The organism is Streptomyces sp. NBC_01384 (genome assembly GCF_045040035.1).
Taxonomy (GTDB): Bacteria; Actinomycetota; Actinomycetes; order Streptomycetales; family Streptomycetaceae; genus Streptomyces.
The window spans coordinates 2,037,561-2,053,411 of sequence record NZ_CP109559.1; the positions used below are offsets into that span (position 1 = coordinate 2,037,561).

Annotated in this window: 7 protein-coding genes and 1 pseudogene; 6 read left to right on the plus strand and 2 right to left on the minus strand. The window is 68.8% G+C overall.

All coding sequences use genetic code 11. The features are described from left to right. Nucleotides 1–128 precede the first annotated feature (128 nt). From OG747_RS09115 to OG747_RS09130, 4 genes are all read left to right on the plus strand, one after another. Nucleotides 129–947 carry a glycosyltransferase family 2 protein gene (locus OG747_RS09115; protein WP_405878774.1) on the plus strand — a complete coding sequence of 273 codons (819 nt, stop codon included), beginning with the start codon at nucleotides 129–131 and terminating at the stop codon, nucleotides 945–947. Further along, entirely contained in the window at nucleotides 944–1,978 is a 1,035-nt protein-coding gene (locus OG747_RS09120; RefSeq protein WP_405878775.1) for a glycosyltransferase, read from the plus strand. Before OG747_RS09115 ends, OG747_RS09120 begins: the two co-directional genes overlap by 4 nt. Nucleotides 1,979–2,117: 139 nt before the next feature. Further along, entirely contained in the window at nucleotides 2,118–2,918 is an 801-nt protein-coding gene (locus OG747_RS09125; protein ID WP_405878776.1) for a polysaccharide deacetylase family protein, read from the plus strand. Further along, the gene (locus OG747_RS09130) at nucleotides 2,911–6,777 is read left to right on the plus strand and encodes a lipopolysaccharide biosynthesis protein (RefSeq protein ID WP_405878777.1); all 3,867 of its coding nucleotides are present in this window, start codon (nucleotides 2,911–2,913) and stop codon (nucleotides 6,775–6,777) included. The genes OG747_RS09125 and OG747_RS09130 overlap by 8 nt, the downstream gene beginning before the upstream one ends. A gap of 692 nt (nucleotides 6,778–7,469) precedes the next feature. Here the strand turns inward: OG747_RS09130 and OG747_RS09135 are convergent. Further along, nucleotides 7,470–7,622, minus strand: a pseudogene (locus OG747_RS09135) (hypothetical protein); the annotation flags it as partial. Between the two features lie 182 nt (nucleotides 7,623–7,804). On the opposite strand from OG747_RS09135, the gene OG747_RS09140 reads away from it, so the two are divergent. Continuing rightward, a complete protein-coding gene (locus tag OG747_RS09140; RefSeq protein WP_405878778.1) occupies nucleotides 7,805–8,359 on the plus strand; it encodes a hypothetical protein in 555 nt (184 codons plus the stop codon). Between the two features lie 375 nt (nucleotides 8,360–8,734). Continuing rightward, nucleotides 8,735–9,274, plus strand: coding sequence for a hypothetical protein (locus tag OG747_RS09145; RefSeq protein WP_405878779.1), 540 nt, complete (start codon nucleotides 8,735–8,737; stop codon nucleotides 9,272–9,274). A 122-nt stretch (nucleotides 9,275–9,396) separates the two neighbouring features. On the opposite strand, the gene OG747_RS09150 is transcribed toward OG747_RS09145, so the two are convergent. Then, nucleotides 9,397–15,807 carry an RHS repeat-associated core domain-containing protein gene (locus OG747_RS09150; RefSeq protein ID WP_405878780.1) on the minus strand — a complete coding sequence of 2,137 codons (6,411 nt, stop codon included), beginning with the start codon at nucleotides 15,805–15,807 and terminating at the stop codon, nucleotides 9,397–9,399. Nucleotides 15,808–15,851 lie beyond the last annotated feature (44 nt).

Here is a 15,851-nt window from a genome sequence, read left to right on the forward strand (position 1 = left end):
TGCCAGCTCACCCGGCATGCACGGAGATCCATTTCGTCATGCCGTAAGTGAGAACCCCCCTTTCGAACCGGACAAAGAGCCGGACCGCCCAGGGGCGGGCGGTCCACCGGACGAGAGGGACCAGACTCATGAGTTCAGTCCTGCGCCCAGCCGTATCGGGCGATGATCCGTTAATGGCCGGCAAATACCGGCCGATCTCCTCTCACCTGGCCATAGCGCCACCGGTGAGCGTTGTGATTCCCGCCATGAATGAGGCGGAGAATCTCCCGTACGTCTTCAAGACCCTTCCGGACTGGATACACGAAGTGGTTCTTGTCGACGGCAATTCCACCGACAACACCGTCGAGGTGGCCCGGGAGCTGTGGCCCGACGTCAAGGTCGTCGAGCAGCACGGGAAGGGCAAGGGCGACGCCCTGATCACCGGATTCGAGGCGTGCACCGGCGACATCATCGTGATGGTCGACGCGGACGGCTCGGCCGACGGCCAGGAGATCGTGTCGTACGTGTCCGCGCTGGTGTCCGGGGCGGACTTCGCCAAGGGCTCGCGCTTCGCCAACGGCGGCGGCACCTCCGACATGACGCCGATCCGCAAGCTCGGCAACCGAGTGCTGTGCGCGGTCGTCAACGCCAAGTTCGGCGCCCGCTACACCGACCTCTGCTACGGCTACAACGCGTTCTGGAGCCACTGCCTGGACCAGATCGACCTCGACTGCACCGGCTTCGAGGTCGAGACCCTGATGAACATCCGGGTGGTCAAGGCCGGGCTCAAGGTGCAGGAGATTCCCAGCCACGAGTACCTCCGCATCCACGGCACGAGCAATCTGCGGGCCGTACGGGACGGGCTGCGGGTGCTCAAGGTGATCCTGGGCGAGCGCTCCAACCGGCGCGCGCTGCGCCGCAGGCCGCACGCCGCACAGCTCAACTCGGGCCAGGGAGAGGTGTCTTGAGCAGTTCCGACATCTCGGTGGTGATCTGCGTCTACACCGAGGACCGCTGGGAGGACATCCTCGCGGCGGTCTCCTCGGTGCGGGCGCAGTCACTGCCCGCCCTGGAGACGCTCCTCGTCGTGGACCACAACGCCACGCTGCTGGAACGGTTGCGCGGGGAGTACAAGGAGACCGACGCGGTGCGGGTGCTCGCCAACGCGGGCCCGCGCGGCCTGTCCGCGGGCCGCAACACCGGGATCGCCGCCGCGCACGGAGAGATCATCGCGTTCCTCGACGACGACGCCGTGGCCGAGCGGGACTGGCTGCGGCACTTCGCCGCGGGGTACGCGGACCCGCGGGTGATGGCCGTCGGCGGCCGTACGATGCCGATCTGGGCGTCGGGGCGCCGGCCCGCCTGGTTCCCCGAGGAGTTCGACTGGGTGGTGGGCTGCACGTACAAGGGGCTGCCGCCGGGCCGGGTCCAGGTCCGCAACGTCCTCGGCGGGAACGCTTCCTTCCGTCGTACGGCGTTCGACGCGGCCGGCGGCTTCGCGACCGGCATCGGCCGCGACGGCGACAAGCGTCCGCTGGGCTGCGAGGAGACGGAGCTGTGCATCCGCCTCACCCGCGCCCGCCCGGACGCCATCCTGCTGATCGACGACCGCGCGGTCATCCACCACCGGGTCCCGGAGCCGCGCGAGCACTTCGCGTACTTCCGCACCCGCGCCTACGCCGAGGGCCTCTCCAAGGCCCTGGTGGCCCGAAGTGTCGGCGCCGACAAGGGCCTCGAGTCGGAGCGCCAGTACACGACCCGCGTGCTGCCCGCGGGGGTGGCCCGCGGTCTGCGCGACGCGCTGCTCGCCCGCCCGGGCGGCGCGGGCCGCGCGGGCGCCATCGTGGCCGGGGTTCTCACGGCGGCCGGCGGGTACGTACTCGGCAGCGTCCGGGCCCGCAGGGGTGGCGCCACGTTCACCGTGGCCGAGATCGAGACCGACAACCAGAGCGAGAACGAGAACGAGAGCGGTCAGGGACGCGAGGGGGCGGCGGCATGAACACAGGACGACCCCCGCGGGTCGCCGCGCGGCACGGGGGGACGCGTCGCGCCGACGCGCGCCCAGGCCGCGCGGTTTGTGGTGCGGCGCGCCCGGAGGCGCACCGCGCGCACGCCCACGCGGGAGGTGTGGCGGCCCTATGAACGACACCCCCGTTCCCATCCTCATGTACCACTCGATCGCGACCGCACCAGGCGACGCGACGCGCGAGCTGTCCGTCGCGCCCGAGGCGTTCGCGGAGCAGATGGCGCTGCTCGGGGACCAGGGGTTCACCCCGGTCGACACGGCTGTCCTGGCGGCGGGTTGGCGCTCGGGCCGCCCGCTGCCCGAGCGGCCCGTGCTCATCACCTTCGACGACGGTTACGAAGGCGTACACCGGCACGCGCTGCCCGTGCTGGCCAAGCACGGCTTCGCGTCCACACTGTTCGTCTCGACGGGGTGGATCAAGGGCGCGTACGACACCGGCGGCGCCCTCGACGCCATGCTGAGCTGGGCTCAGGTGCGCGAGCTCGCCGCCGAGCAGGTCGAGATCGGCGGGCACAGCCACACGCACCCGCAGCTGGACCAGCTCACCGACGACGCGCTCCGGTTCGAGGTGCTGCGCTGCAAGGAGATCATCGGCGACGAACTGGGCACCCGCCCGGCCTCGTTCGCGTACCCCTACGGCTACTCCAGCCGCCGGGTGCGCCACGTGGTGCGCGAGGCGGGCTTCGCCCAGTCGCTCGCCGTCGGCAACGGCCTGGCGCGCCGCCGCCAGGGCCCGTACGCCCTGCAACGCGTCACCGTGCGCCGCAGCACCGGTATCGAGGAGTTCGAGCGGCTCGTCGAGGGCCGCGCGATCGCCCTCAATTTCGTCCGGGACCGCGCCCTCACCAAGGGGTACGCCATGGTCCGAAGAGCACGACAGGTCCGCCGGAAGGCCATCCGTTCCCGTGTCTGACACGACGACCACAGCCCAGGCTTCATCGCCCACCGCCGAAGCGCCCGAACAGCGGCCGGGACGCCGCCTCCGCCTGCCCGGCAGGGGCCGCAAGGACGGCAGCAGCGGAGGCAACCAACTGTTCCGCAACGCCTACGCCCTGATGCTCAACACCGGGATCTCCGCGGTGCTCGGGCTCGGGTACTGGCTGGTCGCCGCCCGCTACTACTCCGACTCGGCGGTCGGCCAGGGCTCCGCCGCGATCGCCGCGATGAAACTCCTCGCGGGCCTGACCGCGGTGACCCTGACGGGCGCCCTGGCCCGCTTCATCCCGGTCGCGGGCCGCGCCACCGGACGCCTCATCTTCCGTACCTACGCGGGCAGTTCGGTGGTCGTGGCGGTGGCCGCCGGGGTCTTCCTGCTGACGCTGAACATGTGGGGCCCCTCGTACCGCTTCCTGCACGGCCCGCTCAACGGCCTCGGTTTCGTCCTCGCGGTCGTCGCCTGGTCGCTGCTGACGCTGCAGGACGGCGTCCTGACCGGGCTGCGCAGCGCGCTGTGGGTGCCGGTGGGCAACACCGTGTTCTCCACGGTGAAGCTGGCGCTGCTGGTCGTTCTCGCCGCCGCGATCCCGACGACGGGCGTCTTCGTCTCCTGGGTCGCCGCGATCGCCCTGTCGGTGGTACCGCTCGGCCTGCTGGTCTTCCGGCGGCTGGTCCCCCGGCACATCAAGGCGACCGAGGAGCGCGCGAAGCCGCCCACGCTCAAGGAGGTCGGACGCTTCCTCGCGGGCGACTACACCGGCTCGCTCTTCTCGCTCGCCGTGGTCTATCTCGTCCCGGTGCTCGTCGCCTCGCAGGTCAGCTCCTCCGACAACGCGTACTTCTACATCACCACGACGATCGGCGGCACGGTCAACCTGCTCGCCATCAACATGGGCGCCTCCCTGACCGTCGAGGGCTCGCACGACCCGGCGCGGCTCGCCTCGAACACCCGGGCCGCGCTCAAGCGCATGGCCCGGATCATGCTGCCGGTGTGCGGACTGCTGTTCGTCGGGGCGCCGTTCATCCTGCACGTCTTCGGCGACGGTTACGCGCACGCGGCGACCCCGCTGCTGCGCTGGTTCGCGGTCGGCGCGCTGCTACGGGTCGTCATGGAGACGTACTTCGCGGTGCTGCGCGCCCAGAGCCGCACCTCCGGACTCGCCTATCTGCAGGGCCTGCTGTGCGTCCTGGTCCTCGGCCTGACGGTGATCCTGCTGCCCCGGATGGGCCTGACCGGAGCGGGCGTCGCGGAGATCTCCAGCCTCACGGTGATCGTGTCGATCGCCGCGCCCAAGCTGTTCAAGATCGTACGGACGGCGCCGCCCGCCGAACTCCCGGCGGACGCGGCACCGGACGGGGACCTCGCCGACCTGGGCGCGCGCGACGTGCCCGCCGCGGGGCCGCGCGAGCCGAAGCGCGGACCCGCCTGGGCCCTCGACTCCGACACCCTCGCCCTCGGCGTCCACGTCGACTTCGACCACCAGGAACGCCGCCCGGACGTACGGCCGGGCCCGGGTACCCCGCCCACGGGCACACCCAAGGTACGCCCGGACCACCGCCCGACCTGGGCGCTGCGCCCACAACAGCTGCCTGGGCAGTCCGTGGGCCTGCCGGTCGAGGCGAGAGAGCCGGGTTCGGAAGCCTCCTTGGGCCCGTCCGAGGCCCCAGAAGTCGACGCTCCCTTTGAAACCGAGGGGCAGGACAGCGCCCCTTCAGGGGCGCGGGGCGGGACATCAAGCGGCTCCGCCGCGTGGGCGCGCCCAGCCACAACCGACCCGCAGCCGCCCGACACCACCACCCCACCCCTCCGCGACCGCCTACGACACCCCTCCAAACCCGGCGTGCTCCTCGGCTTCCTGCTGATCTCCGCACTACTCCTCTACTGGGTCCCGGCACTAAGCCTCAACGACGCCTCCCTCGACAAGATGGGCGGCCTCGGCCTCATCTCGATCCTCCCGCTGCCCACCCTCGTGGGCGCGACCCTGCTGATCACGGTCTTCGCCTCCCTGCTCTGGATGAACAGCGAGCACAAGGGCCTGCTGCTCATCACCCTGCTCGCCACCGTGGTGTCCCTGCACGCGCTCCCGGCGGTGATCGAGACCGAGCCACGGTTCGCGACGGCCTGGCAGCACCTCGGCTTCATCGACTACATCGACCGCACCGGGTCCGCCGTACCCGGCCTGGACGCCCGCTGGAGCTGGCCGGGCTTCTTCGCGGCGGCCACGTTCGTGGCGAAGGCCTGTGGTGTCAGCGACCTCACCGAGGTGATCCGCTGGTGGCCGCTGACCATGCAGCTGCTCTACCTGGCCCCGATGTTCCTGCTCGTGCGCTCGATGCGGGCGAGCTGGCGTGCCAAGTGGACCGGCATCTGGATCTTCGTGCTGAGCGGATGGGTCGGCCAGGACTACTTCTCCCCGCAGGGCTTCACCTATCTCCTCTACCTCGTCTTCGTGGCGATCCTCCTGGTGTGGTTCCGGGCGCCGCGCGTGCTGTGGACGAAGGCACGCCCCGGTGAGGCGGAGGTCGAACCGACCGACCGACGGCAGCGGGCCGTGCTCCTCATGGTGCTGATCGGCCTGTTCGCGGCGAGTGTCCCGGCGCACCAGCTCACCCCGTTCGTGATGCTCGGGGTGCTCGCGGTCCTCGTCCTCGTGGGCCGCTCCGAACTGCGCGGCCTTCCGATCCTCTTCGCCGTCCTGGTCTCCGTCTGGATCGGCTTCATGGCCGAGCCGTACTGGTCGGGGCACTTCAACGACCTGTTCGGCGGGGTCGGCGGCGTCGGCAGCAATGTGTCGACCTCCGTCTCCGGCCGTATCCAGGGCGGCAGTTCGACCCACAAACTCGTCCTCTACGCGCGCGTGCTGCTCGCCGGCGGCGTGATGGCCTTCGCCTGCTGGGGCTGGTGGCGGCGGCGCGACCACAAGTACCGCGAACGGTCGCTGCTCGTCCTGACCTTCGTACCGTTCCTGGGCTTCGGCATGCAGTCGTACGGCGGCGAGATGGCCCTGCGGGTCTTCATGTTCGCTCTGCCGGGTGCGGCGCTGCTCTCCGGGCTCGCCCTCTTCCCGCGCGCCGGCGTCACCGCGAAGGAGCGGGAGAAGGACCGGGTGAGCCTCGCCCCGCTCGCCGCCCTCATGGCGGGTCTGCTCCTCATGGGCGGCTTCCTGGTGGCCCGTTGGGGCAACGAGTCCTTCGAGCGGATCCGGCCGGGCGAGGTCACGGCCATGAACTACGTGTACGCGCACGACAAGCCGACCGTACGGCTGCTGTGGCTGAGCAACGACACGGTCAACAACGTGACGCCCGCGATGCCGTGGGGCACCCGGGACATGGAGAAGGTGCAGTACGTGCCGACGCTGGCGCCGAACGACCCGGTACTGGTGTCCGGGCTGGTCAAGTCCCTCAAGGACGCGGGCCCGAACTCGTACCTCGTGATCAACCGGAGCCAGGTGGTCTACCTCCAGATGGACGTGGGCTATTCGGCGACCTGGGAGTCGAGGCTCATCCGCAACCTCGACGACCGGCAGGACCTGAAGAAGGTCCTCGTCAACGACGACGTGACCATGTACGCGCTGCGCAAGCAGCCCGCGGGCAAGGTCCCGAGCCCCGATCCGGGTCCGATCGGTCCCCAGATCACCTGGACACCGTGGTCGGTCGTCGGCGCGCTGGCGGCCGTGGCGCTCATCATCATGCTGGCGGCACGCGAGGTCGTACGGGTCGCGGCGCGGCCGAGCGTGCGGCAGCTGCGGTGGCTGCAGAGCAGCTTCTGGTTCTCGCTGCCACTGCTGGCGGTGCTGCTGGCTTCGCTGGTCCAGCGGTTCTTGACGATGAAGTGAGCGGTTTTCATCCTCGAACCGCGAAGGATCAGGCAGGAGCCACGGGCTTGCTCAACAACACGACGTTGCTGCTCGATCTCGACGGGGTGTCCGTCGTGCACGTCAAACGGAGTCTTCGAAGTTGAGCGGTCCGACCCACGCATCAAGGTAGGACCGCTCAACTTTGAAGACCCGACATCGCTCGAGGCTTGGGAGGGCAATTTGCCGATGTCGTCGGCGAGGCCCTTCGCAGCATGACCCGTCAGGGCGGCGCCGGCCGCTGTTGCCACTCCTGCCGCTGCGGCCGGGGCGCCCGCGACGCAGCCGAAGCCGGAGAGGCAGATGACGACCCCGCCGCCCGCCACGTGAGCCCCGACATTGGTGATGAAGATCCCCAGGGCCGCCTCGCCACCATGGACGACCAGGCTCGGGCCGTTGTCAAGGATAGCCCTGCCGAAGTTCTTGAAGCCCTGCCACCACTGCTTGAGCTTTGACTTCTGCTGCTGTTCCTTGCGCTCGTAGTCCTGGATCGCGTTGACGAGCTTGCGCTTGAAACTGGGCTTCTTGTACGGCGAGTAGTCGGAGCAGTTATTGGCGTTGCAGCTGTCCCCGAAGCCCTGGGCGTTGGCGAGATCCTGCGAGATGGGCGGAGCGCCGGGCACCACGGACTTGTTCATGGTGGGGTCCGCCCACCAGTTGTCCAGGCCGGTCGGATCGGACCCGGTGGTCGGGTTGCTGCCCGAGTCGTCGTACCCGGCGAGCTGAGTGAGATCGGCGGATTCCAGGACCGGGTCGGCGGACAGGAACCGGCCGTTGGCCGGGTCGTACTCGCGGACGCCGAGGTTTTCCAGACTCGTGGTCGAGTCCGGAGTGCCGCCTGTTTACCCTCTGCCGCCGGACCAGGTGGTGGGAGCGGTACCTCGGGTACCGTCGAACTGGCGGCGGGCGACGGTCAGTCGTCACCCGGCACCGCTTCATCCCAGGTCACGAGCGGCCGTAAACAATCACCTCAGAAACACCCCGGTGACCTGGCGCATAAGCTGATCCGGTGGACGAAGACTGGTTCGAAGTAGACGACGATGTGAACGACCAGAATCAGAAACTTGTTGCCGTGGTGCGGGAATCAGCACGCTTCTGGCCGGAATGCCCGCCCAGTGCGACCTCTGTGCTGGTAAGCAAGCCGGACGAGACTGGCGGGGAAAGCCAAGGCGGCGATGGTGAACGCGATCGCGACCCCTATGACATCGCGATCGACGAGGCACTGGCCGACGGAGAACAGGTGCTACTGCTGGCCGTCGATCTTCGCGATCTGGAGAAAAATCGCGTATTCGGGACCTTGGGCGCGACCGTGGCCGGCGACCGCCTCTTCTGCAGCCAACGGCACAACACCACCTATCGGCCGCAGCCCAGCGACGACGTGGAACCGCTGGAGGCGACCGGACCCCTGACGGAGCTGGGCAGGATCGCCGCCGACTGGTTCGAGGAAATCGTACGCCGCCCCGTCATCGGTCCCGTAGGTCACGGAGCGTGGTCCTTCGTCGCGCCGGGTACCGCTCTTCCCCCTAGGTACCGCTGGGTCCGCAACGGTCCCAGCGCCAAGTAGGCCGGCCCGGGAACACCCGTCGTGGCCGATTGAGAGCAGGGATCGTCCGAGGCGGTGGAGACGTCACCCAGGTCATCCGTCTTGTCCACGCGTCCGCGGGAGTCGTGGGTGTAGTCGGTCTCGGTCTCGCGGGTACCGCCGGAAGACAGCGGGGTGTACACCCGCTGCTTGCTGTCACCGGTGCAGTAGGCGTGCTGGACAGGAAGGCCGCCGCCCACGGCATGGGCCGCGGTCGCGCCGGACGTCCACGATCGTGTCGGCGACGACCTTGCCGCGATCTGTCCGACCCGGTGAAGAACCTGCTCTTGCGCACGCTGGGCGTGACGGTGGCCGGCGACCGCCGGGCGCCTAACGCGAGGGCTGTAAACTGACGCGGTGGATGACAGCTGGTTCGAAGTAGAAGTTTCCGAGGCAAGCGACCGACAGAGAGCCTTTGTTGACGTTCTGCACGAGTCCGCACGCGCCTGGCCGGAATGCCCTCCGGACCATACCCTTGTGCTCGCCTATCGGCCAGGAATCGACGACGATGACGCGGACGGCGAACCGTTCAAGCCGGTGATCGACGAGATATTCGCCAGCGGGGAAGAAGTGGTCCGGGCCATCGTGGACGTGAGCGATCTGGAGGGCAAACGTGTCCTCAGAACGCTGTGCGCGACCATGGTCGGCAACAGACTCGTGTGCAGCCAAGTGCACAATCAGACCTACGAACGCGAGTTCAGCGACGATATCGCCCCCTTGGAGGCGACCGGGTCTCCGGAGGAGTTGGGCCGGATCGCCGGCGCCTGGTTCGAGGAGAACGTCCGCCGCCCGGTTATCGCCCCACAGGGTGTCCGCATACCGACGTCATTCGTTGCTCCGGGCACGCCCCTTCCACCAGGGCACGTCTGGATCCGCAACGCCCCCTGCCCTGAGTAACGGTGGTCCCACGCCGCCGCCGGCACGGCGAAAAGCGCCGCGGGCGGCGCCCTCAAGGCGCCGCCCGCGAGACCGTACACAACGGTTTCAGCTTCTTCCATCGCGCCGACGAGTGACAGCCGTCACTCGTCCTCCATTCCCATCGCGAATCCCTCGCTCAGGCCCTCGGCCTCTGCCTCCGCCTCCGCCATCGCTTCGCCCTGGGCCTCCGCGTCGCCCTCTCCCGAAAGTTGCTTGAGATATTCGGGGTAGTGGCGGCCGCTCCTTCCCATCTCGGCGCCGGACGCCTCGAACTGCTCAAGCTCGTGGCGTCCCTGGCACCGTGCGCAGACGGCTACCTCCTCTCCGTCGCGCCCCCTCACGGCCTCCGTGTACTGACGATCCGCCTTCACCGAGCCGTCGCTGTCGGCCAAATCGTCGCAAAGGTCCTCGGCACATTGGCCGCTACTGCCGCTCTTGGGTGATTTGAGCGCCGCCCAGTACATCATCCTCTTCTTCTCGTCCCACGCGACGGTGATGGTGACGAAGCGCCGCAGGTCGGTCTTGCTGATCTCTCCGTCGGCCTCCAGTTCCTGAAGGCGCGCGACGACCGCGGCGCGTACGCGCCGGGATGCGTCCAGGTAATGCTGTGTTTCCCATTTCTCGTCTGCTGCGGCGATGGCACCGGAGACCGAGTTCTTGCCGTTGATGGCCTTGATGTGCTGGTCTTCGGCGTAGTTGGCCTTTGCTTCCTCCGCCTCTTCGGCCGCGTTCTCGAAGTAGCTGGGTTTGGCCTTCGGGTCGTAGTCGGAGCAGTTGTGCGCGTTGCAGTTTTCGCCGAGCCCTTGCTCGTTGGCCAATTTTTGGGAGATCGGCTTGGCACCCTTGACGACGGGCTTGTTCATGGTGGGGTCGGCCCACCAGTTGTCCAGGCCGGTCGGGTCGGACCGGGTGGTGGGGTTGTTGCCGGAGTAGTCGTATCCGGCGAGTTGGGTGGGATCGCCGGTTTGCAGGACCGGGTCGGCGGACAGGAAGCGGCCGTTGGCCGGGTCGTATGCGCGCGCGCCGAGGTTTTCCAGGCTGGTCGTGGGGTCGGGGGTGCCGCCGATGTAGCCCTTGTCGCCGGGCCAGGTCGTGGGGGCGGTGCCGCGGGTGCCGCCGAAGGGCAGGTACTGGCGGCGGGTGACGGTCAGGGTCTGGTAGTCGATGGCCAGGCTGTCCGTGCCCCGCCGGTCGGGGATCAGGTACTGGACGTCACCGGTACTGGACCGCTCGGCGACCGTCGTACCACCCAGAGAGTAGTAGCGGGTGCCCGACAGGGCCGAGGTGGAAGTGTTCTCCACTATCTGCTCGTCACCCAGGAAGAGCGTGGCCTGCCCCGGGTCGGTACGCAGCACCACATTGCCGTCGGTGTCGTACAGGTAGCTGGTGGTGCCGGCGCTGGTGGTGTCGGTGGCGAGCTTGCCCTGGTCGTTCCAGATCAGGCTCTGGTCGCCGGTGGCACCACCGGTGATGGTGCCGGTGTCACCCGACAGGTCGTAGGTGTAGGACGCGGTGTTCTTGGCGGCGTCGGGGCCGGTCGCGGTGGTGTTGCTGAGGGTGTGGGGCTGATCGGTGGCCGAGCCCTGGGAAGGGTAATTGTAGGTGGTCGTGGTGTCGTTGGCCGTGGTGCCCGAGGTGTCGTGGTCCGTCTGGGTCTTACGGTCGCCGGCCGCGTCGTAGGTCCAGGACTGCCAATACGCGTTGGTGCCGCCGACAGTCGCGCTGCTGCCAGTGGTGGGGGTGGCGGCGCACTGGTCGGTGGCGGTCCAGGCGGCGGACAGGCGGGTGGCGTAGTCGTACTGGTAGCACTGGGTGTCGGTGGCGGCGCCGCCGTTCTGCTTGTCGGTGGTGGAGGTGACCAGGCCTGCTCCGACCGAGACGTTTCTACTCTTGTCCTCGAAGGTGTAGCCGGTGTCGTCGACCACCGTGCTGGCTGTGGCGTCGGTGGTCTTGGCGTCGGTCAGTGCCCGGGTCTGCGGGTCATAGGTGAGGGACAGGGCGACCCAGGTGCCCGAGGGGCCCATGGTGTACTGCAGGGGCTGGCCGTACTCGGAGTAGCCGACGGCGGTGACGTAGTCCCAGGCGGCGGTGGCACCGTCACTGCCGGCGCTGGTGGGCCGGCCGTAGGTGTCGTAGCCGTAGTTGATGGTCTCGGCGGGCAGGCCGCCGGATGCCGGGTCGCCCTGGGAGGCGAGGTTTCCGGTGAGGGTGTAGCTGTAACTGGTGGTGTAGCCGGCGGAGGGGGCGAGGCCGGCCTCGTTGGAGGGCAGGTTCGCCAGGGTTTCTTTGCTGGCGGCGGGTTTGGCCATCCCGGTGTAGGCAAGCACCGTGCTGGCCACCGAGGGGCTGGTGGTGCCCTTCTGGTACGAGACCGACGAGGTCGGGTACCCCTTCTTCAGGGTGTCGTAGGTCCAGGCACCGATCTCGTCGCCGGCCGAGGTGGTGGCGCCGCCGGTGGTGTCGTAGGCGAAGTTCTTCCGCCCGTCCGCGTCGTAGGTGTACGTGGTCTGCTTGCTGCGGGCGTCCGTCACCGTCAGGAGCTGACTGGCGTTGTCGTACGTCGAATGCGAGGTTCCGGTGTCCGGGTCGGTGGCGGCGGTCTGGTTGCCGAGCAGGTCGTACGTCCAGGACCAGGCATTGCCGGCGGCGTCGGTCTCGGTGGCCTGCTTCCCGCTGGGGAAGTAGGTGTAGTGGGTGTCGGAATAGTCCGAGGCCGGGGCATTGACCGGGTCCGCCGCAACACCGGCGTGGTACTCGTACAGGTCCGTCGTCCTGCCGCGGGCATCGGTCAGAACGCTCTTGGCGGTGCCGCCGGCCGGGGGGACGGTGGTGGTGACGTTGCCGCCGTAGGCGGTGGTGGTCTGCCAGGTCTGGCTACCGAGCGCGTAGGCGGTCGCGACGGTCAGGCGGCCCGCGCCGTCGTAGGCGAAGCCGGTCTCGGAGGGGATCTTCCCGTCCTGCGCCTGGACCAGGGTGGAGTCGGGGACCCCGCCGGTGTAGTAGGGGTCGGTGGTCTTGGCGGGCAGGCCATCGGTGTTGTAGACGGTGTCGGTGACGAGCCGGCCGCCGTCCACGGTTCCGGTCTGGGTCTCCCGGGTGCGCAGCAGCGCGTCGTAGAGGACTTCGCTGGTGCGGTAGGTGCCGTCGTCGTTGAGGGTCTGGGTCGTGACCACCGAGGGCACGCTGTTGGACAGGACGTAGGAGTCCTTGTAGACGGCGGACGATATGCCGGGCTTGAACACGGCGGTCAGCCGGCCCAGCGCGTCGTACTGCTCCGTCGTCACGTATCCGCCGGCGTCGGTGGACTTCAGCGGGAGGACGCGCAGGGCGTCGTAGGTGGTGGTCGTCGTGTGCGTGAGCGGGTCGGTGACGGTGACCGAGGTGGGCTCCGCGCCGGTGGTCGGGGTGTAGACGGTGGTGGTCTTGCGGCTGTCCGCGTCGGTGGCCGTCAGGGTGCGCCCGTACTGGTCCACGGTGCTGGCGGCCATCGTGGTGAAGGTGGGCGTGGAGCCGGTGTAGGCAGTGGCCTTCTGCTCCATGGTGGTGTCGCCGGTGGTGGGGGCGGCGGCGAAAGTGGTGGAGAGGTCGTAGTAGGTGCGGGTGTCGGAGACCGCGTCGGCCGGCAGCGACGGGGTGGCCGAGCAGTTCACCGCGACCGTGGTTTTTTCGTCCGGCGCGTTCAGGATCCAGGCGGTGGTGTTGTCCGCGAAGGTGGTCGTGGAGCAGATGTCGTCCGAGGCGGTGGAGACGTCACCCAGGTCATCCGTCTGGTTTACGCGTCCGTGGGAGTCGTGGGTGTAGTCGGTCTCGGTCTCGCGGGTACCGCCGGAGGACAGGGGGATGTAGACCCGCTGCTTCTTGTCGCCGGTGAAGTAGGCGTGCTGGTCCGGCAGGCCGCTGCCCACGGTGTGGGTGGCGGTCGCGGCGGACGTCCACGGGTCGGCGATGGTGTCGGTGACGACCTTGCCGCTGCCCGAGCCGTTGTAGCCGATCGTCTCGTAGGTCGATCCCGCGTACTGGTCCAGGTCGGCGATGCCGGTGTCGCCCCGGGAGTCGCTGACCGTCACCGACCGGGTGGCGTTGCTCGGCAGGGTGTCGCCGTCCATGCCCCGGAAGTAGGTGTAGTCGGTCTCGGTGACCGGGTCCGGTGCGGTGCCGGTGGTCACCTTCATGCCCTGGTAGCCACGCCACTGGTTCCAGGTGCGCTGGTCGGAGGGGGTGAGCGGGTTGTCGTCGTAGTGCCAGGCCGGGAAACCGACCGGAGCGTAGTGGGTGGCGATGGTGTCGTTGACGCCGCCGCCCGCCGGGTCCTGCTGGGTGACGCCGGTGACGATGTACTTGTTGAACCAGTCCTGGACGGGAGCGGTCTGCCCGTCCGGGGTCCAGTAGGCCGGGTAGCACAGCTTGGTGTTCTGGCTCGGGTCGCTCGGGGTTCCGGATGCACATGCCGCCGAGGAGTAGGCGACGCTGATGGTGGCGCCGGTCTCGGTGGTGATGGTGTTGAGCCGGTGGCGGGTGATCGGCGGGTAGCCGTCGGTGACGTTGACGCGGTTGGACAGCGCGGTGCCGGTGAGAGCGACCGCGGGGGTGGAGATCGAGGCCGTCGAGCCTCCGGCGCTGGTGTCCTGCCCGGTACGGATGATCGAGGACAGCCACAGGGATGCGGTGGTGGAGTCGCCGGTGGCCGGGAAGGAGTGGGTGAAGGTCCAGGAGTCGACGTTGGTCTCGGTGGTGCCCACCAGGGCCTGGGTCTGGATGCCGGTGAGCTCGTACTCCGACCAGAAGGTCGGGGTGGTCACCGAGCAGGACGCGCCACTGGCGCAGTTCAGGTCGTACGGGACGTCGGGCCAGTTGGCCGCGGTCGAGGAGGACAGGCCCGAGGTCGCGCAGCCGCCGGCGGAGGTGGAGCAGCGGCCGTTGACGGTGAAGGTGACCTGGCCGGCCGGGGAGGTGGAGTACACCGTTCCGGCCCGCTGCCCGTACATGATCTTGTTGAGGTAACCACCGCGGATGTAGGAGGTGTTGGCGGTGGTGCCCAGGTCGCGGGCGTAGTAGTTGGTCTCGGTGGTGTAGAAGTACGAAACCGTGTCCTGATGGGTGTCGACGACGTAGTCGAGGTTCCAGCGGTAGGCCTGCTGGCACCAGGAGCTGGAGAAGGTCGCGTTGTAGCAGGGCTGACCGGAGGCGGTGGCGTAGACCGGCTCGGTCCATACGGAGTTGGTGGCCGTGTTCCCGCTGGCGTAGCCGGGCAGTTGGTTCTGCCCGAAGTAGTACTGGGTGCCGTCGTCCGTGGTGACGACCCAGTACTCGCCGCTCTGGGCCCCGTTGGTGGCTCCGGTCTTGTACTGCACCCGGTCGTTGGAATCGTTCTGGGTGTGCCAGTCGCCGGTGGTGTCGTCCTTGACCAGGGTCGTGGACTGGCCGCCCAGCGACAGCGTGATCGTGTTGTTGCTGGACCAGCATTTGTCCTGGGTCTTGGTCGTGCCGGACGGGTTCTGGTGGCACGACTGGTAGGACCGCTCGACATAGCCTGGGCTGTACTCGAAGCCGTCACCGACCCAGGAGGCCTGGTTGTTCGTGGAGGAGGTCAGACCGTCCTGGGACTGCGAGTTGTAGTCCAGCGCGATCTTCGGTTCGAGCCCGCCCGGCACCGCCGGTGTGTCGATCGGGTAGGACCAGTTGAAGGCGTCGGTGCTTCCGCCGGCCTGCCATGACCCTGACGGCTTCAGCGACGTCGCGGAATAGTCGCCGCCGCCTCCGCCCGCCGACGAGGTCGCCGCCACCACCACCGACGCCCGTTGCATCGCGGCGATCAGCGGGACCGCGGGCGTGAACGCCGGAGTCAGTGGACTGGCACCCGTCGTGCTGCTGCTCTTCGCTGCGGGGAGGGTGATGTTCGCGCTCAGTCGGTGCGTGGTGCTGTCGTTCGCCGACGTGAGCGGCGTCTGGGTGCGGCAGCGGGCCAGCCGCGGAGTGGTCAGAGCACACGCGGGCAGCGTGACCAGGCGCAGGCGGGATGCCCAGTCGGCGCCGAAGGCGGCGGTGAACGCCGAGTAGTCCAGCTTGAGGCCGACACGGCTTTCGGCGTTGCTGCCATCGCTGCGGTCCAGGCCCAGCAGGACGCCGTTCACGCCTGCGGCGCTCGCTCCGCTGCGTGGCAGCAACCGCACGCCGACGCCCGATGGAGTGGCGGCCGCGGTTTTCGTGGCCTGCGTGGCGTTGCGCTTCGCTGCGGTCTTCGCCGGGCCTATCCACACCGGGAGCGACCCGGCACGTATCGCCGCGCCGGATGCCTGCTTCGTTTTCGCCCCGGCCCCGCCCAGGGTGACCTCCGCCGTACCCGAGGGCCATGAGATGTGCGGGGGCCGGTAGGCCGGCATGGGCTTGGGCCGGTGGTAGTGCGAGGCCACAGCGGTGACCGGCACCGGCTTGTCATGGGCGGGGGTGGGCTCCTGGTGCCGACCGGCCGCGTCGGCCGGTGTTGCCTGCAGGACACCGGCACATAACGCCATCGTGGCGAGAGCCGCGGTGGGGGCGCGCAGTGCAATGCGGCTCA

Coding starts and splice junctions, on each gene's coding strand:
- OG747_RS09125 (WP_405878776.1), top strand. CDS start 2,118: ATGAACGACACCCCCGTTCCCATCCTCATGTACCACTCGATCGCGACC.
- OG747_RS09115 (WP_405878774.1), top strand. CDS start 129: ATGAGTTCAGTCCTGCGCCCAGCCGTATCGGGCGATGATCCGTTAATG.
- OG747_RS09150 (WP_405878780.1), bottom strand. CDS start 15,807: ATGGCGTTATGTGCCGGTGTCCTGCAGGCAACACCGGCCGACGCGGCC.